General features: G+C 71.2%; 22 protein-coding genes, 4 tRNA genes and 1 pseudogene. 18 read left to right on the forward strand and 9 right to left on the reverse strand.

The window, feature by feature from the left end:
• Nucleotide 1: 1 nt before the first annotated feature.
• Together ACEY2A_RS09740 and ACEY2A_RS09745 are read left to right on the forward strand one after the other, a co-directional pair.
• On the forward strand, nt 2–346 hold the full coding sequence (locus ACEY2A_RS09740) for a hypothetical protein (RefSeq protein ID WP_374928404.1): 345 nt from the start codon (nt 2–4) through the stop codon (nt 344–346).
• A gap of 40 nt (nt 347–386) precedes the next feature.
• Nucleotides 387–2075 carry a dipeptide ABC transporter ATP-binding protein gene (locus tag ACEY2A_RS09745; protein ID WP_374928405.1) on the forward strand — a complete coding sequence of 563 codons (1689 nt, stop codon included), beginning with the start codon at nt 387–389 and terminating at the stop codon, nt 2073–2075.
• 65 nt (nt 2076–2140) lie between these two features.
• Here the strand turns inward: ACEY2A_RS09745 and ACEY2A_RS09750 are convergent.
• Nucleotides 2141–2214 (reverse strand) — tRNA-Gly (locus tag ACEY2A_RS09750).
• 66 nt (nt 2215–2280) lie between these two features.
• On the opposite strand from ACEY2A_RS09750, the gene dcd reads away from it, so the two are divergent.
• From dcd to ACEY2A_RS09790, 8 genes are all read left to right on the forward strand, one after another.
• Nucleotides 2281–2865 (forward strand): dCTP deaminase, encoded by a 585-nt coding sequence (gene dcd, locus ACEY2A_RS09755; RefSeq protein ID WP_374928406.1) that lies wholly within the window; start codon nt 2281–2283, stop codon nt 2863–2865.
• A gap of 108 nt (nt 2866–2973) precedes the next feature.
• Nucleotides 2974–4110: an ABC transporter ATP-binding protein gene (locus tag ACEY2A_RS09760; RefSeq protein WP_374928407.1), complete on the forward strand. Its 1137-nt coding sequence runs from the start codon at nt 2974–2976 to the stop codon at nt 4108–4110.
• On the forward strand, nt 4107–4751 hold the full coding sequence (locus tag ACEY2A_RS09765) for an ABC transporter permease (protein ID WP_374928408.1): 645 nt from the start codon (nt 4107–4109) through the stop codon (nt 4749–4751). Before ACEY2A_RS09760 ends, ACEY2A_RS09765 begins: the two co-directional genes overlap by 4 nt.
• Nucleotides 4748–5440, forward strand: a complete 693-nt coding sequence (locus ACEY2A_RS09770; protein ID WP_374928409.1) for an ABC transporter permease — start codon at nt 4748–4750, stop codon at nt 5438–5440. The genes ACEY2A_RS09765 and ACEY2A_RS09770 overlap by 4 nt, the downstream gene beginning before the upstream one ends.
• Nucleotides 5441–5551: 111 nt before the next feature.
• On the forward strand, nt 5552–6454 hold the full coding sequence (locus ACEY2A_RS09775) for a glycine betaine ABC transporter substrate-binding protein (protein ID WP_374928410.1): 903 nt from the start codon (nt 5552–5554) through the stop codon (nt 6452–6454).
• The gene (locus ACEY2A_RS09780; RefSeq protein WP_374928411.1) at nt 6451–7335 is read left to right on the forward strand and encodes a 3-hydroxyacyl-CoA dehydrogenase NAD-binding domain-containing protein; all 885 of its coding nucleotides are present in this window, start codon (nt 6451–6453) and stop codon (nt 7333–7335) included. Before ACEY2A_RS09775 ends, ACEY2A_RS09780 begins: the two co-directional genes overlap by 4 nt.
• A gap of 22 nt (nt 7336–7357) precedes the next feature.
• Nucleotides 7358–7816 carry an SRPBCC domain-containing protein gene (locus tag ACEY2A_RS09785; protein WP_374928412.1) on the forward strand — a complete coding sequence of 153 codons (459 nt, stop codon included), beginning with the start codon at nt 7358–7360 and terminating at the stop codon, nt 7814–7816.
• A gap of 649 nt (nt 7817–8465) precedes the next feature.
• The gene (locus ACEY2A_RS09790; RefSeq protein ID WP_374929993.1) at nt 8466–9755 is read left to right on the forward strand and encodes a DUF222 domain-containing protein; all 1290 of its coding nucleotides are present in this window, start codon (nt 8466–8468) and stop codon (nt 9753–9755) included.
• 95 nt (nt 9756–9850) lie between these two features.
• On the opposite strand, the gene ACEY2A_RS09795 is transcribed toward ACEY2A_RS09790, so the two are convergent.
• Nucleotides 9851–14110 (reverse strand): heterodisulfide reductase-related iron-sulfur binding cluster, encoded by a 4260-nt coding sequence (locus ACEY2A_RS09795; RefSeq protein WP_374928413.1) that lies wholly within the window; start codon nt 14108–14110, stop codon nt 9851–9853.
• A 108-nt stretch (nt 14111–14218) separates the two neighbouring features.
• On the opposite strand from ACEY2A_RS09795, the gene cysK reads away from it, so the two are divergent.
• Nucleotides 14219–15148, forward strand: a complete 930-nt coding sequence (gene cysK / locus ACEY2A_RS09800; protein ID WP_374928414.1) for a cysteine synthase A — start codon at nt 14219–14221, stop codon at nt 15146–15148.
• A 2-nt stretch (nt 15149–15150) separates the two neighbouring features.
• The gene (gene epsC, locus ACEY2A_RS09805) at nt 15151–15768 is read left to right on the forward strand and encodes a serine O-acetyltransferase EpsC (protein WP_374928415.1); all 618 of its coding nucleotides are present in this window, start codon (nt 15151–15153) and stop codon (nt 15766–15768) included.
• Between the two features lie 103 nt (nt 15769–15871).
• Here the strand turns inward: epsC and ACEY2A_RS09810 are convergent, their stop codons facing one another.
• On the reverse strand, nt 15872–16288 hold the full coding sequence (locus ACEY2A_RS09810) for a hypothetical protein (protein WP_374928416.1): 417 nt from the start codon (nt 16286–16288) through the stop codon (nt 15872–15874).
• An 88-nt stretch (nt 16289–16376) separates the two neighbouring features.
• On the reverse strand, nt 16377–16652 hold the full coding sequence (locus tag ACEY2A_RS09815; protein ID WP_015780488.1) for an HU family DNA-binding protein: 276 nt from the start codon (nt 16650–16652) through the stop codon (nt 16377–16379).
• Between the two features lie 209 nt (nt 16653–16861).
• Here ACEY2A_RS09815 and ACEY2A_RS09820 point away from each other — a divergent pair.
• Together ACEY2A_RS09820 and ACEY2A_RS09825 are read left to right on the forward strand one after the other, a co-directional pair.
• Nucleotides 16862–16948: transfer RNA gene (locus ACEY2A_RS09820), tRNA-Ser, on the forward strand.
• Nucleotides 16949–17180: 232 nt separating this feature from the next.
• On the forward strand, nt 17181–17384 hold the full coding sequence (locus ACEY2A_RS09825) for a cold-shock protein (protein WP_015780487.1): 204 nt from the start codon (nt 17181–17183) through the stop codon (nt 17382–17384).
• Nucleotides 17385–17585: 201 nt separating this feature from the next.
• Here ACEY2A_RS09825 and ACEY2A_RS09830 read toward each other — a convergent pair whose 3' ends face one another.
• Entirely contained in the window at nt 17586–19085 is a 1500-nt protein-coding gene (locus tag ACEY2A_RS09830; RefSeq protein ID WP_374928417.1) for an LCP family protein, read from the reverse strand.
• A gap of 179 nt (nt 19086–19264) precedes the next feature.
• Here ACEY2A_RS09830 and ACEY2A_RS09835 point away from each other — a divergent pair.
• From ACEY2A_RS09835 to ACEY2A_RS09850, 4 genes and pseudogenes are all read left to right on the forward strand, one after another.
• A tRNA-Ser gene (locus tag ACEY2A_RS09835) sits at nt 19265–19359 on the forward strand.
• 106 nt (nt 19360–19465) lie between these two features.
• The gene (locus ACEY2A_RS09840) at nt 19466–20284 is read left to right on the forward strand and encodes an SDR family NAD(P)-dependent oxidoreductase (protein ID WP_374928418.1); all 819 of its coding nucleotides are present in this window, start codon (nt 19466–19468) and stop codon (nt 20282–20284) included.
• 68 nt (nt 20285–20352) lie between these two features.
• Nucleotides 20353–20967: pseudogene (locus ACEY2A_RS09845) on the forward strand (flavin-containing monooxygenase); the annotation flags it as partial.
• Between the two features lie 92 nt (nt 20968–21059).
• The gene (locus ACEY2A_RS09850; RefSeq protein ID WP_374930004.1) at nt 21060–21479 is read left to right on the forward strand and encodes a hypothetical protein; all 420 of its coding nucleotides are present in this window, start codon (nt 21060–21062) and stop codon (nt 21477–21479) included.
• 33 nt (nt 21480–21512) lie between these two features.
• Here ACEY2A_RS09850 and ACEY2A_RS09855 read toward each other — a convergent pair whose 3' ends face one another.
• The 4 genes from ACEY2A_RS09855 to ACEY2A_RS09870 all read right to left on the reverse strand — a co-directional run bounded on the left by ACEY2A_RS09855 (nt 21513) and on the right by ACEY2A_RS09870 (nt 22986).
• Nucleotides 21513–21818 carry a GNAT family N-acetyltransferase gene (locus ACEY2A_RS09855; RefSeq protein WP_374928419.1) on the reverse strand — a complete coding sequence of 102 codons (306 nt, stop codon included), beginning with the start codon at nt 21816–21818 and terminating at the stop codon, nt 21513–21515.
• On the reverse strand, nt 21815–22153 hold the full coding sequence (locus ACEY2A_RS09860; protein ID WP_374928420.1) for a GNAT family N-acetyltransferase: 339 nt from the start codon (nt 22151–22153) through the stop codon (nt 21815–21817). The genes ACEY2A_RS09855 and ACEY2A_RS09860 overlap by 4 nt, the downstream gene beginning before the upstream one ends.
• Nucleotides 22154–22305: 152 nt before the next feature.
• Nucleotides 22306–22378, reverse strand: a tRNA-Arg gene (locus tag ACEY2A_RS09865).
• Between the two features lie 137 nt (nt 22379–22515).
• Nucleotides 22516–22986: a hypothetical protein gene (locus tag ACEY2A_RS09870; protein ID WP_374928421.1), complete on the reverse strand. Its 471-nt coding sequence runs from the start codon at nt 22984–22986 to the stop codon at nt 22516–22518.
• Nucleotides 22987–23003 lie beyond the last annotated feature (17 nt).

Consider the following 23003-nt stretch of genomic DNA (forward strand, 5'->3'; position numbering starts at 1 on the left):
CATGTCTGAACGAGGAGGAACTGTGGGGCAGACGGCGTGGTGGGCGACCGTGGCGGCGCTGGTCGTCGCGACCTTGGTGGTGGCTGCGATGACGCAGATGTCCATGCTCGTCCTGCTGCCCGTCCTGACCGCGGGGCTGGCGATGGGGTGGATCATGCACTCCACCGGGAGTCGTCAGTACCCCTGGGCAGTGCCCTTGGCGCTGGTGATCCTGATTGCCCACGAGGCACGTGGGGACAATCACTTCGCCGCGGTGACGCTCGTTCTGTTCGTGGCCATGACTGCCCATGCCCGGGAGGCCCGGCGAGGGCAGGCGACCCGGCACGAGCCCGTCACCCAGGGCTGACGCCCCCACCCCGCCGCGCGCGGTCCGTAGGCTGTGCGCCATGTCTGCCGACGCCCCCGCATCGCGCCCCCGTCTGGCGGTGCGTGACCTCGCCATCGGCACCCGCCACCGCACCCTGGTCTCCGGGGTGGACCTCACCCTCGATGCGGGGGAGCGCGTCGGTCTGATCGGCGAGTCCGGGTCGGGCAAGTCGCTCACGGCCCTGGCCATCATGGGGCTGCTGCCGGACAACCTGCACGCCACCGGCAGCATCGAGCTCACGCCCGAGGGGGGCGCCACCACGCAGGTGGTCGGCGCCAGCGACCGTGCGATGTCGCGGATCCGCGGCCTGGACCTCTCCATGGTCTTCCAGGAGCCCATGAGCGCGCTGAACCCCACCATGCGGGTGGGCGACCAGGTGGCCGAGGTGATGGAGATCCACGGCACCGCCCGCGGGGACGCCGCCGCCCGCCGGGCCGTGGAGCTGCTCGAGAGCGTGGGCATCACCGATGCCGAGGGAGTCGCCCGCGCCCACCCGCACCAGCTCTCCGGCGGGCAGCGGCAGCGGGTGGTCATCGCCATCGCGCTGGCCAACGATCCGGACGTGCTGATCTGCGACGAGCCCACCACCGCCCTGGACGTGACCGTGCAGGCCACCGTGCTGCGCCAGGTGCTCGACGGCGCCCGCGAGCACGACGCGGCGCTGCTGTTCATCACGCACGACCTCGCGGTGGTCTCGCAGGTGTGCGAGCGCGTGGTGGTGCTCAAGGACGGGAAGGTGGTGGAGCGCGGGACGGTGGCCGAGGTCTTCGGCGCCCCGCAGCACCCCTACGCCCAGGCGTTGGTGGCCGCGTCGCGCCTGGAGCCGCGGGACGCCGGTGGCGCCACGGCGCTCGATGCGGTGAGCCCACCCCCTGCTGCGGCCTCGCCGGGTGCGACCGACCCTGTGAAGGATGCTCCCGCCATCGCCATCGAGGACGCGCGCCAGGTCTACACGCGCCCCCGCCGGCGCCTGTTCTCCCCACCGCCGCAGGTCGTGGCTCTCGATGGGGTGAGCCTCACCATCGAGCCCGGCGAGCGCTTCGGCATCGTGGGCGAGTCGGGATCGGGCAAGTCCACCCTGCTGCGGCTGGTCGCGGGGCTGGAGTCCCCCGCATCGGGCCGGGTCGAGGTGCTGGGGCGACAGGTGTCCGGCGTGCCCGAGCGGAAGCTGGGGTGGCTGCGCGAGAGCGTGCAGATGGTCTTCCAGGACCCGCGCGACTCCCTCGACCCGCGCATGACCGTGCGGAACGTGGTGGCCGAGCCGCTCGTGGCGCAGGGGTGGTCGGGGGGCGACGTCGACGACCGGGTGGCCGAGCTGCTGCGGCGGGTGGGGCTGGAGCCGTCCATGATGCGACGCCACCCGCACCAGTTCAGCGGGGGGCAGCGGCAGCGCATCAGCATCGCGCGGGCCCTGGCGCCCTCGCCGCGGGTGCTGCTGGCCGACGAGCCGGTCTCCGCGCTGGACGTGAGCGTGCGCGGGCAGGTGCTGGACCTCATCGGGGAGCTCGTGGACGACCTGGGGCTGACGCTGGTGTTCGTGAGCCACGACCTGTCCGTGGTGCGGCACGTGTGCGACCGGGTGGCCGTGATGCGGCGCGGCGAGCTGCTGGAGGTGGCGCCCACGGAGGAGCTCTGGGCGGCCCCGCGCACCGAGTACACGCGCTCCCTCATCGAGGCCATCCCGCGGCTGGTCGTCCCCGCCGCCTGAGGAACCCGCCCCGCCCCTGCCCCCGGGACGCAAGAAGCCCCGCGCGGCGGGTGCCGGCGGGGCCGTGGAGCGGGTGACGAGAATCGAACTCGCGTATTCAGCTTGGGAAGCTGATGTTCTACCATTGAACTACACCCGCGAGGGTTGCGGACGCCCATGGTACACGCCGTGGCTCGCCCTCTCACGCCCCGGTAACCTCGCCCTCATGCTGCTGTCCGACCGCGACATCTCCGCCCGCATCGATGCCGGCGACGACTCGGCCGTGCGCCTCGACCCGTGGGATCCCTCGATGCTGCAGCCCAGCAGCATCGACGTGCGGCTGGACCGCTACTTCCGCCTGTTCGACAACCACAAGTACCCCTTCATCGACCCGGCGCAGGAGCAGCCCGAGCTGACGCGTCTGGTGGAGGTGGCGCCCGACGAGCCGTTCGTGCTGCACCCCGGCGAGTTCGTGCTGGGCAGCACCTACGAGCAGATCACCCTGCCCATCGACATCGCCGCCCGGGTGGAGGGGAAGAGCTCCCTGGGTCGGCTGGGCCTGCTCACCCACGCCACCGCGGGTTTCGTGGACCCGGGTTTCTCCGGCCACGTGACGCTCGAGCTGAGCAACGTCGCCACCCTGCCCATCGTGCTGCACCCGGGCATGAAGATCGGTCAGCTCTGCTTCTTCCAGCTGTCCTCGCCCGCTGAGCACCCCTACGGCAGCAGCAAGTACGGCTCGCACTACCAGGGCCAGCGTGGGCCCACCGCCAGCCGCAGCTGGGCGAACTTCCACCGCACCGAGATCTGACCCGAGCGTCCTCGATGCGGTGAGCCCACCCGGGTGCCCCGCCCGGTTTCCCATCCGGGTGCGCCGCAGCCGGTGCGGTTGTCGGTGCCCCCGCGTAGGGTCGTGGGCATGATCCGCTTCGAGGGCGTGACCAAGCGGTTCCCCAACGGGACCGTGGCAGTGGACGACCTGACCCTGGAGTGCCCCACGGGCCAGATCACGGTGCTCGTCGGGCCCTCGGGCTGTGGCAAGACGACCAGCCTGCGCATGATCAACCGCATGGTGGAGCCCTCGGAGGGACAGATCCTCATCGACGGGCGCCCCAACACCGAGCTCGAGGCCAACGAGCTGCGCCGCACCATCGGGTACGTCATCCAGCACGGCGGACTGTTCCCGCACCATACGGTGCTGCGCAACGTGATGACCGTGCCGCTCCTGGTGGGCTGGGACAAGCAGAAGGCCCGCACCCGGGCGCTGGAGCTGCTGGAGCGGGTGGGACTGGACCCCGACCTCGCCCAGCGCTACCCGGCGCAGCTCTCCGGCGGGCAGCAGCAGCGCGTCGGGGTGGCGCGGGCCCTCGCGGCCGACCCTCCGGTGATGCTGATGGACGAGCCCTTCAGCGCCGTCGACCCGATCGTGCGGGAGCGTCTGCAGGAGGAGTTCCTGCGGCTGCAGGACGAGATCGGCACCACCATCGTGCTGGTCACCCACGACATCGACGAGGCCATGAAGCTGGGCGACCAGGTCGCCATCCTGCGCGAGGGGGGCCACCTCGCCCAGGTGGACTCCCCGGCGCGCGTGATGGCCCGCCCGGCCGACGACTTCGTGGCCGACTTCGTGGGCCGCGACCGCGGGTACCGCTCGCTGGCCTTCCACACGGGTGAGGTGCCGCTGCAGCGGGAGGAGGCGGTCCGCATCGGCGACCGGCTGCCGCGCGGTGGTGACTGGGTGCTGGCGGTGGACGACGACTCCCGTCCGCTCGGGTGGCTGCGGACCGATGCGGGGGAGCTCGCCGAGGAGGACCGCCTGCGACTGGGTGGGACGCTCGCCCGCCGTGAGGGTTCCCTGCGGGGGCTGCTCGATGCGGCGCTCTCCTCGCCCAGCCAGCGCGGTGTGGTGGTGGACGACGACGGCCGTCTGCTGGGAACGGTGCGCCCCCACGACGTGCTGGACGTGATCACCGAGACCGACCGCAGCGACCCCGGCTCGCGCCACGACGAGGAGCCTGACGAGCCGACTCGAGAGCGGTCCGAGGGAGCGGCGTGAGCGAGATCGGGAACGTCGAGTGGTCCGAGCTCTGGGAGCTCGGCACGACGCACGCCTACCTCGCGGGCCTGCCGCTGGTGATCGGGCTGGCACTCGCCCTGCCGCTGGGCTGGGTGGCGGCACGGATCCCGCGGCTGCGGACGGCCCTGGTCTCCGGCAGCGCGCTGCTGTACACGATCCCGTCGCTGGCGCTGTTCATCCTGCTGCCGGGCATCATCGGCACGCAGATCCTGGACCCGCTGAACGTTCTGATCGCCATGTCCTTGTACACGGTGGCGCTGCTGGTGCGGAACGTGGCCGACGGGCTGGGTGCGGTGCCCGAGCACGTGCGGCAGGCGGCCACCGCGATGGGCCTGGGCCGATGGCGGCGCCTCACCCGGGTGGAGCTGCCCCTGGCGGTGCCGGTGATCGCCGCGGGCCTGCGCGTGGCGGCGGTGAGCAACGTGAGCATCGTGAGTGTCGCTGCCCTGGTGGGCATCCCGCAGTTGGGCATCCTCTTCACGCGCGGCTTCAACCGTGACGACCTCGGCATGATCGCCGTCGGCATGGCCGGGTGCGTGGTGCTGGCCCTGCTCTTCGATGCGGTGATCCTGCTGCTCCGGCGGCTGCTCACCCCGTGGTTGCGGGAGGTGCGCGCATGATCGTCGGCGAGATCGTGGCCTGGCTGACCGACCCGGTCAACTGGCAGGGCGAGGACGGCATCCTCATGCAGACCGTCCGGCACCTGGCGTACTCGTTCATGGCCCTCGGGCTGGCCTGCCTCGTGGCGGTGCCGTTGGGTCTGTGGATCGGGCACACCGGCAAGGGCTCCGTCGTGGCCGTGAACGCTGCCGGTGCGCTGCGGGCGCTGCCCTCCCTGGGTCTGCTGCTGCTGGGCTGGGTGCTGCTGGCCCCGCACCTGCCCGGTGAGCTCGCGTTCGTGGTGCCCAGCCTCATCGTGCTGGCCGTGCTGGCGGTCCCACCGGTGCTCTCCGGGGTGTACTCCGGCATCGCGGAGGTGGACCCCGCGGCGCGGGACGCAGCCAAGGGCATGGGCATGACCGGCATGCAGGTGCTGCGGAAGGTGGAGATCCCCGTGGCGCTGCCCCTGATCCTGTCCGGCCTGCGCTCGGGGCTGCTGCAGATCATCGCCACGGCCACCATCGCGGCGTACGTGTCGCTCGGCGGGCTGGGGCGCTACCTCATCGACGGCCTCGCGGCCCGCGACTACGCGCAGATGGCCGGTGGCGCGCTGCTGGTGGCTGGTCTGGCACTGCTCATGGAGCTCGTGTTCACCCTCATCCAGAAGCTCGTCGTGAGCCCGGGCCTGTCGGACCAGGAGGCACGGTGAGCCGCGCCTCCTGGCCGCACCGACCGGCGACCCGCGCGCCGGGCGGCACCCGGGTGACGCTCACCCCATCGATCAACCCCCGTTGACCCCCATCGACCACCAGGAGTGACCATGCGACCCACCCGTTCCCTCGCCGCGATGACGGCCATCAGCGCACTCGCGCTCGCGGCCTGCGGCGGCGACCCCACGCAGGATCCGGCGGCCACCGAGGAGGGCGACAAGGGCAAGGTCACCGTGGGCAGCGCCAACTTCACCGAGAACACCGTCCTGGCCGAGATCTACGCCAAGGCCCTGCAGGACGCCGGGGTGGAGGTGGAGAAGAAGATGGAGATCGGCAGCCGCGAGACCTACCTGCCGGCCCTGCAGGACGGATCGATCGACCTGATTCCGGAGTACACCGGCACGTTGGCGGCCTACTTCGACGAGGAGATCACGGTCACCGAGGCCGAGGAGGTGTACGCAGCGCTGGAGAAGAGCCTCCCCGAGGGGCTGGAGGTGCTCGAGTACTCGGAGGCGGAGAACGCGGACAACGTGGTGGTGAGCCGCGAGACGGCCGACCAGCAGGGGCTGGAGAAGATCTCCGACCTGGAGGGCAAGGCGCAGGACATGACCCTCGGCGGGCCGCCGGAGTGGAAGAAGCGTGCGCAGGGAGTGCCCGGGCTGAAGAAGGTCTACGGCCTGGAGTTCGGGACGTTCCGTGAGCTCAGCGCCGGGGGCAACGTGACGGCCCAGGCGCTGAAGAACGGCCAGGTGGATGCGGCGAACATCTTCACCACCGACCCGGCGATCGCGGAGAACGACTTCGTGATCCTGGAGGACGACAAGAGCCTGTTCAGTGCGCAGAACGTGGTGCCGTTGATCTCCTCGGACGTGGTGGACGAGGCCGTGAGCGAGGCGCTCAACAAGGTGTCCTCGGAGCTGACGGTGGAGGAGCTGGCGCAGATGCTGGTGGACGTGAACGACGGGAAGAGCCCTGAGGAGGTCGCCGGCACCTGGGTGGAGGAGAACCTGTGAGGCGCGCTGCCGTCATCGGGGCCGGGACGATCGGCCTGGGGTGGGCCGGGGTGTTCGCCGGGCACGGGTGGGAGGTGGCCGTCTTCGACCCGCGGGAGGACCTCGAGGCGGCGCTCGACCGGGCGGCCGAGGAGGCGGCCTCGGCGCTGGGTGACGGGCGTTCTGCTGCGGATCTGCGGGGGCGGATGACGGCTGCGGCGTCCCCGGAGGAGGCCGGGGACGGCGCGGTGCACGTCCAGGAGCCCGGGCCGGAGGACCTGGAGTGGAAGCGGCGAACCTTCGCACAGCTCGAGGCGGCCACGGGTCCGGATGCGGTGCTGGCGACGTCCAGCTCGTTCATCACCGCCAGCAGCATCTCCGAGGGGAACCTGGAGCAGGGGCGGATGCTGGTGGGGCACCCGTTCAACCCGGTGCTGGTGCTGCCGCTGGTGGAGGTCGTCGGGGGGCCGCAGACGGCTGAGCGCGCGGTGCAGGCGGCGGTCGAGACCTATCGCAGCGTGGGGAAGCACCCGGTGGTGGTGGGTGCCGAGGTGCAGGGGTTCATCGGCAACCGGTTGCAGTTCGTGCTGCTGGCCGAGGCCCTGCACCTGGTGGAACAGGGGGTGGCCACGCCCCAGGAGATCGATGAGGTGGTGCGCACCTCGCTGGGGCCGCGGTGGGCGGCGCTGGGGCCGTTGCGGGCGTCATCCATGGGTGGGGCACGCGGGATGACGGGGTTGTTCGAGCTGTTGGCGCCGGAGTTGGAGAAGTTGGAGCCGGGGCGGCCCGGGGTGGCCGAGCAGATCCGGACGGCCGGGGTGGTGGACGCGGCGTACGGGGACAACCAGCCGACTCCGGCCCAGGTGGCCGAGCGGCTGCGGGCTGCGCTGTCCTGGGAGTGACGGACCCTACGGAGGAGGAACCATGGACGAGACGCTCAGCTGGCGGATGAGCACGTGGATCGCCGCGTCGCCGCAGCAGGTCTGGGACGCGTTGACGGATGCGGAGGCCACGGCACGTTTCTGGCAGCACCACAACGTCTCGGACTGGCAGGTCGGGTCGGTGTGGGAGCACCGGAGGCTGGGTGACGGTGCCGTGGACTGTCACGGGGTCGTGCGGGAGGCCGTGCCCGGGGAGCGGTTGGGGTTCACCTTCGAGGACCCCGCGGCGGACCCGGCGGCGGACGACGCGCCGCTGGTGACGATCACCCTCATCGGGGGCGATGGGGTGACGCAGGTGGATCTGGTGCACGTCGGGCTGCGGTCCGTGGACGAGCGCGACAGCATCGAGTTCGGGTGGCAGGCGGTGTTCGCGAACCTCAAGACGATGCTGGAGACGGGGGAGCCGCTGCCGGTGTTTCCGTGGGAGGTGCACGCGGGCTGAGGAGGCCGGGGTGCGGGCTGGGTGGGTTGTCTCGCCGTGGTGGGTGGGTTGTCCACAGGTCGATGGGGTGAGCTTCCGGGTGGCGGGTGCTCGTCCACATGTTCTAGTTCAGGGTTGCGGTGTGCGATCGTTTGTACTAGGGTGGGGGTAGTCGGTCAGGCAGGGGGCTTGGCCGGATCACCCGGGGAAGGGGGCACGCGATGGACGACCTGTTCGACGGACTCCGCGCGGCGCCCGCTGCGCCGGGAGTGTCTGCGGCCAAGGGTGGCGTTGCCGCGGGTGGCGCGGTCGCCCGGCATGTAGGGCCTGACGGCACGACGACCCTTGGCGACGTCCCGGGACTGGGACCGCGGGAGGCGATGGACGCGGCCCTGGCCCAGGCCGACGCGGCAACCACTGAGCTGATGGCCGCGATGGCCCGCTTGGGTGAGCACCCCGAGGAGCTCGACACGACCTACCTCGAACGACTCCTGCAGCGGGTCCAGACGTTGAGCAACAAGCACGACCGGCTGCGCGTCCGCGCCCTGGACGTCGTCCGGGCCACCCGCGAGGTGGGAACGCACACCACGAGAACGATGCCCAGTTCACCGCCGGCCGCACTCGTACACGGCGTGCCCAGGCTGGCAGGGATGCTGACCTGGCCAAGGCCCTGGGCAACCACACACCCACACCCACAGCCCCCGTTGGTGAGTCCCCCGGCGGGCAGGAGCCTCCCACCCCCGCGCCGGTGCAGACGCCGACCGCGGCTGCGTGGGACGCCGGAGCGATCACGCGGGATCACGCGTTGATCATCACCCGCGCCCTGGACGACCTGCCCGAGGGCCTCACCACCGAACAGCGGCACACGGTCGAGCTCGATCTGGTCGCCAAGGCGAAGCAGATGAACCCCACCCGCCTCGGGAAGGCAGCCAAGCGAGCCCTCGAAGCCCTCAACCTCCCGGTCGAGGAGGTCGATGCGCACCACAACGAACTGGTCCACGCCGAGGAAACCGCCGCCTGGGACGCCGCGAGTTTCTGGATGAAGGACAACCACGACGGCACCTGGTTCGGACAGTTCACCCTCCCGGCCCTGCAGGCCCAGATGCTCAAGAAGGCCCTGGACTCCATGACCAGCCCCCGCCGCCACACCAAGGGCCAGGGCGGCAGCAGCCACGCTACGGGCGGCGTGGGTGGCGGTGAGGCGTTCGGACCCACCGGCCCGCGGGCGGCGACCGCTGAGGGTGCGTGGACGGGTGATGTCCGGTTCGACCGGGAGCTGCGTGACCAGCAGCGGGGTCAGGCACTGGCCGAGCTCATCGACCACCTGCCCACCGACCACCTGCACCCCAAGATCAACACCATCCTGCTGGTCACCACCGACCTGGAGACCCTCCGCGGCCAGACCGACCGGGTCGGAGTCACCGACACCGGCGATGACGTCTCCGCCGCACAGGTCCGCCGACTGGCCAGCAACGCCGCCCTGATCCCGATCGTCATGAACGGCGCCTCGGTCCCACTGGACTTGGGACGCAAACGCCGATCCTTCACCGAATCCCAGAAGGCAGCCCTGGCCACCAAGTACGACTCCTGTGCGGAGGAGGACTGTGACCGGCCCTTCGCCTGGTGCGAGATCCACCACGCCGACCCCTGGCGACCGGTCTACGCACCCGACGGCACCCTCCTGCACCCCGGAGGAGGAAGGACAGACCTCTCCAACGGCATCCCCCTGTGCGGCAGACACCACCGACAGATGGACGACCCCCGGCTGAAACACACCATCACCCACGACGCAGATGGGCGCGCCACCGTGAAATTCACCTGGCGACGCCCCGGCGAACCCTGGAGCACCCGACTCCGGACACCCGACTCGGCCACCCAGGCGCAGCGCGCCCGCGACGCCGGTGACCCGACAGAGCCCCACGCCGCGGCAGCCCGCCCACAACACCGGAGGACCCGGTGACCACGCAACAGGCGACAGGCACACCGCCGCGGCACATGGCGGGAGCCCGCCACAGGATCAACCTGCAACGGGCTCCCGGCGGTGACGCAGTGCGCTCAGCTCTTCCAGGCACCGAGTCGAAGTGCGGGCGACTGTGCCCCGATGCGGGGGGCGCGCTCACCGACGTTCGGTACCTCGACCGGAGCGCCGGGCTGACCGGCGGCCCCGCTGTCGGAGTCAGTGGCCGTTGCCTCGGTGCCCTGGGCGGCCTCGGCACCGGCCCCGGCGGTGGTGCCGGTGTGGGCGTCGACGACCTCCTGCGGCTCGCGGTCAGCGGCCTCGGTGGGCTGCTGCTCGTGGCCGATCTCGTCCATCCGCTCGCCCTGCATGACACCCGTGGAGGTGACGGCCGCGTCGGACTCGGTGATCGGAGGCGTGTCCGCCGACTCGACCTCGGCCTCGGCGGCGCGTGCTCCGCCCTGTGCCCACCCGAAGCGCGATGCCGAGTCCGCACCGATTCGCTCGTTGGCGTGACCGGCCGGCGCGGCACTGATCCCCCCGGCAGCTGCAGCACCAGCAGCAGCTGCACCGGCCGTGGCTGCACCGGTGGTGGCTTCACCGGTGGTGGCTGCAGTGGTCGGGGCCTCGCTGTCGGAGGACTGCTCCTCGGTCGGCGATGCGGCCTCGTCGGCGGTGTCAGCCTGCGGCTGCTGGGTGGCCTCAGTCGTCGCGGGCTGCGTGGCCCGCGCCGTGGCGCCGGTCTGCTGGGTGGCCTCAGCAGCGTTGGGCTGGCCAGCCTCCGCGGTGGCGGCCGGAGCTTCACCGTGGCCGGTGGCCCAGCCGAAGCGCTGCGGGGAGTCCCCACCGATCCGATCACCGGAGTGGCCAGCCGGCGGGGTGCCCATGGCCTGGCCCGTGGTCTGACCCGTGGCAGCCCCAGTGGGCGCGGCCGTGCTGGCCGCGGTGCTTGCAGCACCACCGGTCGCGGCTGCGGTGGTCGCGGTGGTGGATGCCTCGTCCGATGGAGCCTTGGTGGCCTCGTTGGTAGCGGGTGCGGCGTCCGGCGCAGCAGGTGCCTCAGCAGCCTCCTGTCCGGCGACCGTCTCACCAGCCGGTGCCTGACCAGCCGGTGCCTCACCAGCTGGTGCCTCAGCAGCCGGTGTCTGGGCAGCCGGTGCCTGGGCTGCGGGGGGCTGACCAGCCGGTGCCTGACCGGTGGCCCAGCCGAAGCGGGTGGGCGTGTCCGCCCCGATCCGCTCACCGGTGAAGGCCGCCGGAGCAGTCCCCGCACCCTGACCGGCGCCGCCGGTCGAGGTGGCCGGAGCCGCCGATGCGGTGTCGGCGGTCGCGTCGGCCGCACCACCGGTGGCGGCCGCAGCAGCTGCAGTGCCAGCAGCCGCGGTACCCGCAGCCGCAGCACCCGTGCCTGCGGTCGTGGCGTCCTGAGCGGTGTCGGCCGACGCGGCTGCACCGGTGTCGGCCGCACCGGAAGCATCACCGGCGGCGGGCTGAGCCTTGGCATCGGCTGCGGGGGCCGCACCACCCAGGGGGCTGCCCTCGGAGGAGGCCCAGCCGAAGCGGGTGGGCGTGTCCGCCCCGATCCGGTCACCGGTGAAGGCAGCCGGAGCAACGCCAGCGGCAGCGCCTGCGTCGGACGCGGTGCCGGCAGCAGTGGCAGCGGTACCTGCAGCACCTGCGGCGGCAGCGGTACCCGCAGCCGCGGCACCAGCGCCTGCGGTCGCCTCATCGGCACCCGCGGCCCGGTCGTCCTCGACCGCACCGATGGCACCCTCCTCGTCCACGGTGGGCTCGCCCTCGGGGGCACGGTCCGCCTCGTCGACGCGGGAACCTGCCGGCCCCTCGGCATCGTCGCCGTCGGACTCGCGGGGCCCCTCGGCGGAGACCCGGGCGTCATCATCCGGGGCCTCACCGGAGTCGTCACCCGCACCACCCGAGGCCAGGGCGGCCCCCGTGGCAGCACTGGCACCGGCGCCGGTCAGCTCGGAGATGTCGTCGGGAATCTGGATGCGCTGCGTCACCGCATCGCTGGTGGCGTCGTCAGCGGTGGTGGTGCCGTCCACGAGCTCGTCGGTGGCGGCAGTGTCCGCCTCCTGGCCACGGCGCACACCCGCCAGCAGCATCTGGGCGACGTCGACGACCTCCACGTCCTTGCCGCGGCCCTCCTCCTGGGCTGCGGTCAGGCCGTCGCTCATCATCACGCGGCAGAACGGGCAGCCGATGGCAATGCGCTCGGCGCCTGTGCCGATGGCCTCCTCGGTGCGGTTCACGTTGATGCGCGAGCCGAGCTTCTCCTCCATCCACATGCGGGCACCACCGGCACCACAGCAGAAGGACTTCTCCTTGGCGCGCTCCATCTCCCGGTACTCCACGCCCGGCAGGGTGGCGATCAGCTCACGCGGCGCCTCGTAGACCTTGTTGTGGCGGCCCAGGTAGCAGGGGTCGTGGTAGGTCACCGACGGGGCGGTGGACGCGAACGGGGAGGGCGACTCCACCTCGGAGGCGGCCACCGGCTGCAGGCGCTTCTCGCGCACCAGGCGGTTCAGCAGCTGGGTGTGGTGCACGACCTCGTACTTGCCGCCGTTCTGCGGGTACTCGTTCTTGATGGTGTTGAAGCAGTGGGCACAGGTGACCACGATCTTGGTGGCACCGACCTCGTTGAGCATCTCCACGTTCTGCTGGGCCAGCATCTGGTACAGCACCTCGTTGCCCGCACGGCGGGCGGAGTCACCCGTGCAGGCCTCGCCGTCGCCCAGGACGGCGAAGTCCACCCCGGCGATGTCCAGCAGCTCGGCCACGGCCTGGGTGGTCTTCTTGGCACGGTCCTCGAAGGCGCCGGCGCAACCCACCCAGAACAGGTACTCGACCTCGTCCAGGGACTCCACGTCCGCACCCACCTGCTTGATGGGGAAGTCCAGGCCCTTGGCCCAGTCCATGCGGGTGGAGTTGGCCATGCCCCAGGGGTTCTGCTTGCTCTCGAGGTTCTTGAACAGGCCGCCCAGCTCGCTGGGGAAGGCCGACTCGATGAGCACCTGGTTGCGGCGCATGTCGACGATGGCGTCCACGTGCTCGATGTCCACCGGGCACTGCTCCACGCACGCACCACAGCTCGTGCAGCTCCAGAGCACCTCGGGGTCGATGACGGCGCCACCGGTGGGGACGGTCGGGTCACCCTCGGTGGGTCCCACCAGCCGGCGGATGTCGAAGTCCTCCGGCGAGCCGGCCGCCACCTTGTCGTCCGTGTCGTCCGATGCGGTGAGCGTGGCGCTCTGCCACGGCGCCTGGGCGTACGCGGCATCACGCAGGTTCATCACCAGCATCTTGGGCGAGAGCGGCTTCTCGGTGTTCCAGGCCGGGCACTGCTCCTGGCAGCGGCCGCACTCGGTGCAGGTGGTGAAGTCCAGCAGGCCCTTCCAGGTGAAGTCCTCGATGGAGCCCACGCCCATGCGCAGCTCCTCGCCGTCCTCCTCCTCGGCCTCGGCGATCTCCTCGAGCTGCTCCATGCTGGTCAGCGGCTTGCCACCCACCATCATCGGCTGCAGCTCACCCAGCGAGGTGCGGCCGTCGGCGTGACGCTTGAACCAGATGTTGAAGAAGGCCAGGAAGCGGTGCCAGGCCACACCCATGGTGGGCTGCAGGCCGATGGTGATCATCCACGCCATCGAGATGAGGATCTTGACCAGCGCCACGGCGATGATCAGGCCGCCCAGCGTGCCGGCGGACAGGCCGGTGAGCGCCGATCCCATCCAGGCGGTGAGGGGGAAGTGGAAGGCACTGGCGTGCTCGGCGCCCTCCACGCGGCCGAGCGCGTACTCCAGCGCACGCAGCGCCAGGATGCACAGCACCACACCCAGGATCGTGTACTCGACGTAGTACGCCTGCCAGTGCGTGGATCCCCAGAAGCGGCTTCTGCGCTCGTTGCCGACCTGCTTCTCCTTGGCGGAGGGCTTGATGCGCTGCCGCAACCAGATCAGGTACAGGATGCCGAACAGGCCGGCCCAGCCGAAGAACTCGGTCACCCACTCGAACGGCGCGAAGTGGCCGATGAGGGGCAGCGCGAAGTGAGGGTTGAACAGCTGCCCGTAGGCCGTCACCAGGGTCAGGAAGAGGATGCCGAAGCTGATCATGGTGAACCAGTGCGCCACCGCGACCCACTTCTTGCGGAGCATCCGCGGGTGCGCGAAGACCTCGTAGAGCATGGTCTTGGTGCGCTGCACCGGGTCGTCGAAGCGCCCCACCGCGGCCTGGCCCTGACGGACCACGGCCACGATCCGCATCACGGCGCGGGTGAGCAGGGCGATTCCGACCGCGGTGGCGGCCAGGCCCAGGAGGATGGCAACGATCTGCAGGGGATGCATGGGGGGAGTCTACGGACGGACTGCTCAGCGCGGTGGGTGTGGTGCACCTCACCCCACAGGTCACTCATGCTTTGCAATACACAAACACTCCGTGATGTTGTCGCAGACATGACCATCCACCAGGACATCACCACGACCATCGGCCGCACCCCGCTCGTGCGCCTCAACCGCATCACGGAGGGCGTCGGCGCCACGGTGCTCGCCAAGCTCGAGTCGGCCAACCCGGCCGCCTCGGTGAAGGACCGCATCGGCGCGGCCATCATCGATGCGGCGGAGGCCTCCGGTGAGCTGCAGCCCGGTGGCACGATCGTCGAGGGCACGAGCGGCAACACGGGCATCGCCCTGGCGATGGTGGCCGCGGCCCGCGGGTACAAGCTGGTGCTGGCCATGCCGGAGACCATGAGCCGTGAGCGTCGCGGTGTGCTGCGCGCGTACGGCGCCGAGCTGGTGCTGACCCCCGGACCCGAGGGCATGAAGGGGGCGGTCGCGAAGGCCGAGGAGATCGCTGCCGAGCGTGGCGGCATTCTTGCCCGGCAGTTCGCCAACGCGGCGAACCCGCAGGTGCACCGCGAGACCACGGCCGAGGAGATCTGGGCCGACACCGAGGGCCAGCTGGACGCCTTCGTCGCCGGGGTCGGCACCGGCGGGACCATCACCGGCGTGGGTCAGGTGCTCAAGCAGCGCAAGGAGGACGTGCGGGTCGTCGCCGTGGAGCCGGCGGACTCGCCGCTGCTGACCGGCGGTGAGGCCGGTCCGCACAAGATCCAGGGTCTGGGCGCCAACTTCGTCCCGGAGATCCTGGACACCGAGGTCTACGACGAGGTCGTGGACGTGGAGCTGGACGACGCCCTGCGCGTGGCCCGCGAGCTCGGCACCAAGGAGGGCATCCTGGCCGGCATCTCCTCCGGCGCCAACGTGCACGCCGCGCTGGAGCTGGCGAAGCGGCCGGAGATGGACGGCAGGACGATCGTGGTCGTCGTGTGCGACTACGGCGAGCGCTACCTGTCCACGCCGCTGTTCGAGGGTCTGACGGACTGAGCATGGCGCGACGCACCAACCCCCTGCGTCACCTGGCCCCGGTGCGACGGCTGGTGGCGCAGGTCGTCGAGGACGCCGATGCGGTGATCGCCCGCGACCCGGCCACGTCGTCCCGTGTGGAGGCCCTGCTCACGAGCCCGGGCCTCCACGCCGTGGCGGCACACCGCATCGCACACCAGCTGTGGAAGCAGCCGGGTGGGCGTCTGCCTGCCCGGGTCCTCGGCACGGTCTCCCGGGCGGTCACCGGGGTGGAGATCCACCCCGGTGCGCAGGTGGGGCGGCGACTCGTGATCGACCATGGCATGGGCGTCGTCATCGGTGAGACGGCCGTGGTCGGCGACGACGTGATGATGTACCACGGCGTCACGCTCGGTGGGGTCTCGGACGATGCGGTGAAGCGTCACCCCACCGTCGGGGACAAGGTGCTCCTGGGAGCCGGGTCGACCGTGCTCGGCGACATCGAGGTGGCCCACGGCGCGGCGGTCGGTGCCGGGGCCGTGGTGCTCAAGCCGGTGCCCAGCGGTCAGGTGGTCGGGGGCATCCCGGCCACACCCCTGAACTCCACCTACGAGCTGCCCGAGCTGCCTCGGGAGCAGGCCGCGGACCACTGGGTGATCTGACGCGCGACCTGCTTCAGGGCACACGCAAGGCCCCCTCCGACTGGTCGGAGGGGGCCTCACGCTGTGCGGCCGGGGCCGCGTCACCGCCCGCAGGCGGTCAGCCTCAGTTGCCGCCGAAGCTGGAGGTGTTCGTGGTCGGCTGGAACCCGGAGGTCGAGCCGCCCTTGTTGCCGGTCGTGCCGGTCGTGCCGGTGGTGCCGGTGGTCGTGGCCGTGCCGGTGGTGGTCGTCGTGCCGGTGGTGCCGGTGCTCGACGGGTTGGTCGTCTGGGAGAAGGAGGAGTTGCTCTCGGTGGAGTTGTTGTCCTTCACCTCGGCGACCTTGCCCTTGACCTGGTCCTGGGCCTGCGAGAACGCAGAGCCCGTGGACGACTTGGCGGTCGACACGGCGTCCTGGACGCGCGGGTCGCCCCAGAGGGACTGGGCCTGGTCCACCAGGGAGTCGTACTTCTCGCGACCGGCGCGGGTGCCGAGCACGTAACCGATGCCGGTACCGACGAGCAGGAGAATCTTGTTCTTCATGGTGCTACCTCTCAGTGGTGTGCGGGTTCGTGCAGGGTCGTGCGGGGGTCACAGGACCCGGTGTGCCCGAGGGGGCACACGATGTGGGTCAGCCCTTGGCGGCAGCCTTGAGGGCGGAGCCGGCGGACAGCTTGGCGCCGAAGGAGGCCGGGATCTCCATGGACTCGCCGGTGCGCGGGTTGCGACCGGTGCGGGCCGAACGCTCGACACGCTCGATGGTCATGAGGCCGGGGAGGGAGACCTTCTCGCCCTTGCCGACGGTCTCGCAGATCACGTCACCCATGGCGGACAGCACAGCGGCGGCGTCCTTGGCGGACACGTCGGCCTGCTGGGCGATGGCGCTGGCGAGCTCGGTGCGGTTCATGAGTACTCCTTGTTCGTGCACATTCATGCGTCGAGCGAGGGGGCCGGCGGGCCGGCTGGTCCCTCCTGATGGGGGCCGACTCGTGTCGGCACTGGCTCCATCATGTCCCATGACAGCCTCAACGCAAGTGCCGAGGCGTGCAACTGGGCGGAATCGGGGGCTCCACGTAGGCTGTGGGCAGCCTCGGCGCAGGTCCTGTGCCGGGGCGGGGAGGGCTCGCATAGTGGCCTAGTGCGGCGGTCTTGAAAACCGCTATGGCGGCAACGCCATCGTGGGTTCGAATCCCACGCCCTCCGCAGCTCACGTGACCTGTGTCTCAAGCGCTTCCAGCGCGCCGGCGACGGTGCGATCGGTGATACCGTGAACGCAGGTTGCACTTGCAGTACCTCGCACGTCGAAGGAACATCGTCCGTTCTCGGGCGCACATCTGGTTGATCTACGGCAGGCATCGCCCGCCGGGGGTTCTGGCAGCAATCCATGGTCGGCACTTTCCGCCGACCATCGCCAATCCAACGAAAGAGAATCCCCATGGCACAGGGCATCGTCAAGTGGTTCAACGCTGAGAAGGGCTTCGGCTTCATCCAGCAGGACGGCGGCGGCGACGACGTGTTCGTCCACTTCTCCGCCATCCAGACCAACGGCTACCGCTCGCTGGAGGAGAACCAGCGCGTGGAGTTCGAGATCACCCAGGGCCCCAAGGGCCAGCAGGCGGAGAACGTCATCCCCCAGTGATTTCACGCTGAGCGTCGCGGCCCGACCGCGGACGACAGCGCAGCAGAAGGGCCCACCTCCTCGGAGGTGGGCCCTTCTCGTGTGTGGTGCCGCTCGTGCGACCGAGCTGTCCGTGCAGGGTACGACGCGCCCGCCGCGCGCCGCACCCTGCCCCGTGGTGTGCAACGCGCCGCACCCCTGCGGCGTGGTGCCCCTCCCGCCTCAGCAGGTGGCGGCCAGCTCCTCGGCCTCGGTGGGGTCCTCGGTCTCCTCCGCCGGCTCCTCGCTCTCCTCAGGCTCCTCGGTGGTCGTGGAGGGGCTGGGCTTCGCGGTGGGCTTGGGCGGGTTGATGGCCCGCTCCACCATGGCGTGGATGGCCTCGAAGTCGGGGTCCACCGTGTCGATGCGCTCGTTGGTCAGCGGCAGGCTCTTCATGCGCCCGTCCTTGACCTTGAGGAAGAGATCGGCCCAGGCCGGGAGGTCCTCCTGGGGGATGTCGGTCCACACGTTCTCCTCCAGTGCCCCCGCGATGGCCGGGTAGCGGCGCAGCATGTCCAGCGGCTGCGACTGGGAGATCAGCGCCCCGACCATGCACCGCTGACGGTCCATGCGGTCGTAGTCGGAGGTGGTGGCGCGGGAGCGGGAGTACCAGAGGGCCGTGTGGCCGTCCATGTGCTGCGGACCCGCCTCGATCCAGCCCCGGATCGAGCCGGGCACGATCTGGCCGTTGGACACCTTGCCGCCGATCGGGATGCGCTCGGCCACGGTGATGTCCACGCCGCCCATGGCGTCCACGAGCTGCTGGAAGCCCTGCAGGTCCACCGTCACCACGTGGTGGATGTCGAGCCCGACGACCCCCTCGATGGCGTCCCGCGTGGTCTCCGAGCCGGGGTTCGGCTCGTCACCGAACAGCTCGCTGTGCGCCGAGGCCTCGGACCACAGGGCGTTGATGATGCACGCATTCCCGCAGTCGTAGCCCGAGGGCCAGATCTGGTGCAGGGGGTTGCCCGGGGGGATGGGGGCCTTCATGAGATTGCGGGGCACACCCACCAGCACGGCGTTGCCGGTGCGGGGGTCCATGCTCATGACCATCAGCGCGTCGGGCCGGATGCCCTCGCGGCTCTCTGCCGCGTCGGAGCCGAGCAGCAGCAGGTTCACGCGGTCGAAGTCGGCCCAGGGGTCGTCCTCGTGGATGGCCGGGCGATTCGTGGCCTCGGTGCTGGAGCCGCCGGCGAAGACCGTGGAGACGGCCTGGCGGTGGGCGGCCACCATGTTCAGCGCCTGCACGGTGGGCGCCAGCACCAGCCCGCTCATGAGCAGTGCCACCCCGGTCAGGATCGCGGAGCCCCGGGTGTCCAGACGACCTGGCCGGGTCACCCGCGCCGTGATGGCGATGAGGGCGATCCACAGCAGGGCGGCCAGCGCGATGCCGGCGGCCAGGAGCAGCAGCTGGCTGCGGGAGGTGGCGACGTCCACGGCTGCGTCGAGCAGTCCGCCGTCGACGAGTCGCCAGACCAGCCCTCCCACCAGCAGCAGGACGCCACCCAGGGCGAGGGCGCCGAGGCGCCAGGTGGGGGTGAACAGCAGCCCCAGTCCGGGGACGATGCCGGAGAGGGCGGTCAGGCCCAGGGCGCGCGGCAGCGACTTCTCCTGCTGGGGACGTCGGGGGGTCCATCCGCTCCGGGATGACCCACGCCCTTCCGCGTCTGCGGATGTGCTCACGCTGCTCCTCTGGGTTGCTCGTCCGTACCGGGGGATCCACGGACGCTGCACCAGCTGCCCCCCAACCGGTGCGCACAGACTAGCGCCGCCCGCGCGACTTCGTACAGGCCCCCCGCATCCACCCGGATTTCGGGCCTGCGAGCTCACCGGGTAGCCTGTCCCATCGCATCCCGATGCGAGGAGACGTCGCCTAGTCTGGTCTATGGCGCCCGCCTGCTAAGCGGGTTTGGGGTTTATAGCTCCATCGAGGGTTCAAATCCCTCCGTCTCCGCCACGTGCCCCGCACGACCCGAACGCCCGGAGCCACCCACGGTGGTGACCGGGCGTTCGTCGTCTCGGAGCCGTACGCTGGCCCGGACTCCTCGAGGAAGTGGGCGAACATGGTTTTCTCGCCGGCGGTGAGCATCGTGACCGGGGGTGCCTCCGGTATCGGCCGTGCACTGGTGGAACGCCTGGTCGCCCGGGGCGGGCACGTGGTGGTGGCCGACCGCGACCTGTCGGCCCTGACGGGGGTCCGGGACCAGTGGGGCGATGCGGTGACGATCGAGCCGCTCGACGTCACCGAGCCCGGCGCCGTGGCCGAGCTCGTGCAGCGGACCGTGGCCTCGCGCGGGCGGCTGGACCTGATGGCCAACAACGCCGGCGTGCTGTTCTACGGCCCTGCAGCCGAGGTGACCTCGTCCCACTGGGACCGCGCGCTGGCGGTGAACCTGCGGGCGGTGGTCGACGGGGCGCACGCGGCGTACGAGGTGATGCGGGAGACCGGGGGCGGAACCATCCTGAACACCGGGTCCACGGCCGGGCTGATGATCTCTCCGCGCCAGCTGCCCTACACCACCACCAAGCAGGCGGTCGTGGCGTACTCGCGGGCGCTGGCGATCGAGGCGCGGGCCGATGGGGTGGGCGTGCACGTGGTGTGCCCGGGGTTCGTGGACACCAAGCTGTTGGACGAGCCCGCGGAGCCCTCGCAGCACGCCGGCTCGTTCCGCGGGTACGCCGGGCGGCTCCAGCCCCGCCTGCTGAGCCCCGGGGAGGTGGCCGACGCAGCCCTGCGCGGCATCGAGCGGGGCAGGGTGGTGATCCCGGTGGGGCTCCTCGCGCACGCGCTGTGGCGGCTGGACCGTGCCGTGCCCGCGTTGGTCGATGCCGGATCGGCCCTGGCCGCGCGGCGCGAGGACCGTCGGGCGGGCGCGCGGTGAGCGGGACGCGGGCCGGTGGCACCACCGCGCGCACCCTGGTGATCGGCGCCGGCCCCGGCGGGCTCGCGGTGGCGGCTGCCCTGCGTGCGCGGGGGCAGGAGGTGGTGGTGCTGGAGCGTTCGGACGCGGTGGGCAGCTCCTGGCGGGGCCACTACGACCGCCTGCACCTCCACACGCCTCGGGAGCTCTCGGGGTTGCCGGGCTACCCGATCCCGCGCCGTTTCGGCCGGTGGGTGGCCAGGGGCGACGTGGTGCGCTACCTGGAGGAGTACACCCGGCACCACGACCTGGAGGTGCGCACCGGGGTGCGGGTGGAGCGGGTGGAACCGGGCGAGCGGGTGGAACCGGGGGCCGAGCCGGACGCGGCCGCGGCGGCCGGGGAGCCGGGCACGGCACGGTGGCGAGTGCTCACCGCATCGGGGGAGGAGCTGACGGCCCACCACGTGGTGGTGGCCACGGGCTACAACCACACGCCGCGGATTCCGCGCTGGCCCGGCGACGACGAGTACACCGGCGAGGTGGTGCACGCCTCGAGCTATCGCAACGGCAGCCCCTGGCGCGGACGCAGTGCGCTGGTGGTGGGCATGGGCAACACCGGTGCGGAGATCGCCACCGACCTCACCGAGCACGGGGCGGGCCCGGTGTGGATCGCCGTGCGGACACCCCCGTACGTCCTGCGGCGCGAGCGGGGCCTCGGGGTGACCACCACCCTGGTGGGGGTGCTGGTGCGTCGCCTGCCGGTGCGCCTGGTGGACCTGTTGCAGGACCGCGCCTCGTGCGCGACCAGCCGCGCCTGGAGCGCTTCGGTCTGCCCCGGGGCCGTGGTGGCATCTACTCGCAGGTGCGGCGCGGCACCATCCCGGTGCAGGACGTGGGCATCGTGGACGCCATCCGATCCGGGCGCGTGCAGCCGGTGGCGACGATCGCGCGCTTCGGTGCCCGCCACGTGGAGCTCGTCGACGGCACGGTGCTGCGCCCGGACGTGGTGGTGGTGGCAGCGGGGTACGAGCGGGGTCTCGAGACCCTGGTCGGGCACCTCGGGGTGCTCGACCAGGGCGGTGTGCCCCGCGCCCACGGTGCGCGTCCGGCGCGTCCGGGGCTGTGGTTCACCGGGTACACGAATCCCATCTCGGGGATGTTCCGCGAGCTGCGCCTCGATGCGGTGCGGATCGCCCGCCGCATCGCTCGCGGCTGAGCGCCGGGGCCCAGGAGCGGGGACGGGTGGGACTCAGTCCGTGACGCTGCTGGAAGGGGCCCGGTAGTCCAGGTCTGCGTAGGCGGGATGACGGCGCATCCACGCCTGCACGAAGGGGCAGACCGGCAAGGCCCGGAGGCCCTCCTCGCGGACCTGCTCGAGCGCGTGCCTCACGAGGGCACCGCCGATCCCCTGCCCCTCGAGGAAGGGGTCCACCGCGGTGTGGGTGAACACCATCAGGGTGTCCGTCCTCTGGTACGCGGCGAACCCGACGACCTCTCCGTCCACCAGGGCCTCGAACCGCTGGCGCTCAGCGACCTCCCGCACCTCGACGCTCATGAACCCGACCCCTCGCCGTCCGCGGCCGGGAGGGCGAACCGTGCGCGATCCTCAGGGCGGACGAGGTCGAGGTACTCCTCGGGGCTGCGGGCGATCACCGCCCGCACGTAGGGGCAGAAGGGCAGCACGGCGAGCCCCCGCTGCCGGCTGTCGGCCAGGGCCTCTGCGACCAGCACCCCCGCCAGGCCCCGACCGCTGAAGGAATCGTCGACCTCCGTGTGCGTGAAGGCGATCTGGCCCTTGCCGAGCCGGTAGCCGGAGAACCCGGCCAGCTGCTCGTCGGCGTACACCTCGTAGCGGCTCTCGTCGGGGTTGTCCCGGACGCTGGTGGTCATCGTCGTTCCTCTCGTGGCCGTATCGGGCTCGGTGGCAGAACACGCTGGGGGCGCAGAACCATCCCGGCTCCCCCCGGGGTCACGGGCGAGGACGACGACGAAGGCCCGGTCACCTGGGTGACCGGGCCTTCGTGGACTGTCTCAACACAGTGCGCGCCCGTAGGGATTCGAACCCCAAACCTTCTGATCCGTAGTCAGATGCTCTATCCGTTGAGCTACGGGCGCCCATCTCGTCGATCCGCTGCGCTCTTCGTGCACCGTCTCGCCGGGACGAGGGACAACGATAGACGATGGGCGGCCCTCCTGCCAACTCGGTGGTCGGGGTGCAGGCGCGCGCCCGCATCGGGGCCGGTGCGAGGCGCTCAGCGCACGAGGTCGACGGCCCACGTGAAGGCGCCCAGAATCGCCGCGAAGCGCAGGGTGCGGCCCACGGTCATGGAGACGAGGCACCCCACGGCAGACATGCGCAACTGGCCGGCCACCACGATGAAGACCGCCAACGGTGGCAGCCCCACCACGCTGGAGAGCACCATCGTGGCCTGCCCCCAGCCGGCGTGGTCCTCCATCCAGGCCACGAGGCGGTCGTAGCGCTCACCGACACCGGGCTTCTCCAGCTGACGCCGCATCCACGGCCAGCCCAGGCTCCACCGCCCGAGCGCGTACCAAGGGAGCTTGCCCAGGGAGTGCCCCACGGAGGCCACGAACGCCACGGTCCACACGCCCACGTCGTCCACCAGCGCCCCCACGCCTCCCAACCAGAGCTCGATGGGCACCCCGGGGACCAACGCGGACAGCGCCCCGAAACCCAGCGTCCCCAGCAGCAGCCACCACACGACCGGCAGTCTCTCAG

Origin of the sequence: Kytococcus sedentarius, from assembly GCF_041937525.1 — a bacterium.
Classification (GTDB): Bacteria; Actinomycetota; Actinomycetes; order Actinomycetales; family Dermatophilaceae; genus Kytococcus; species Kytococcus sedentarius_A.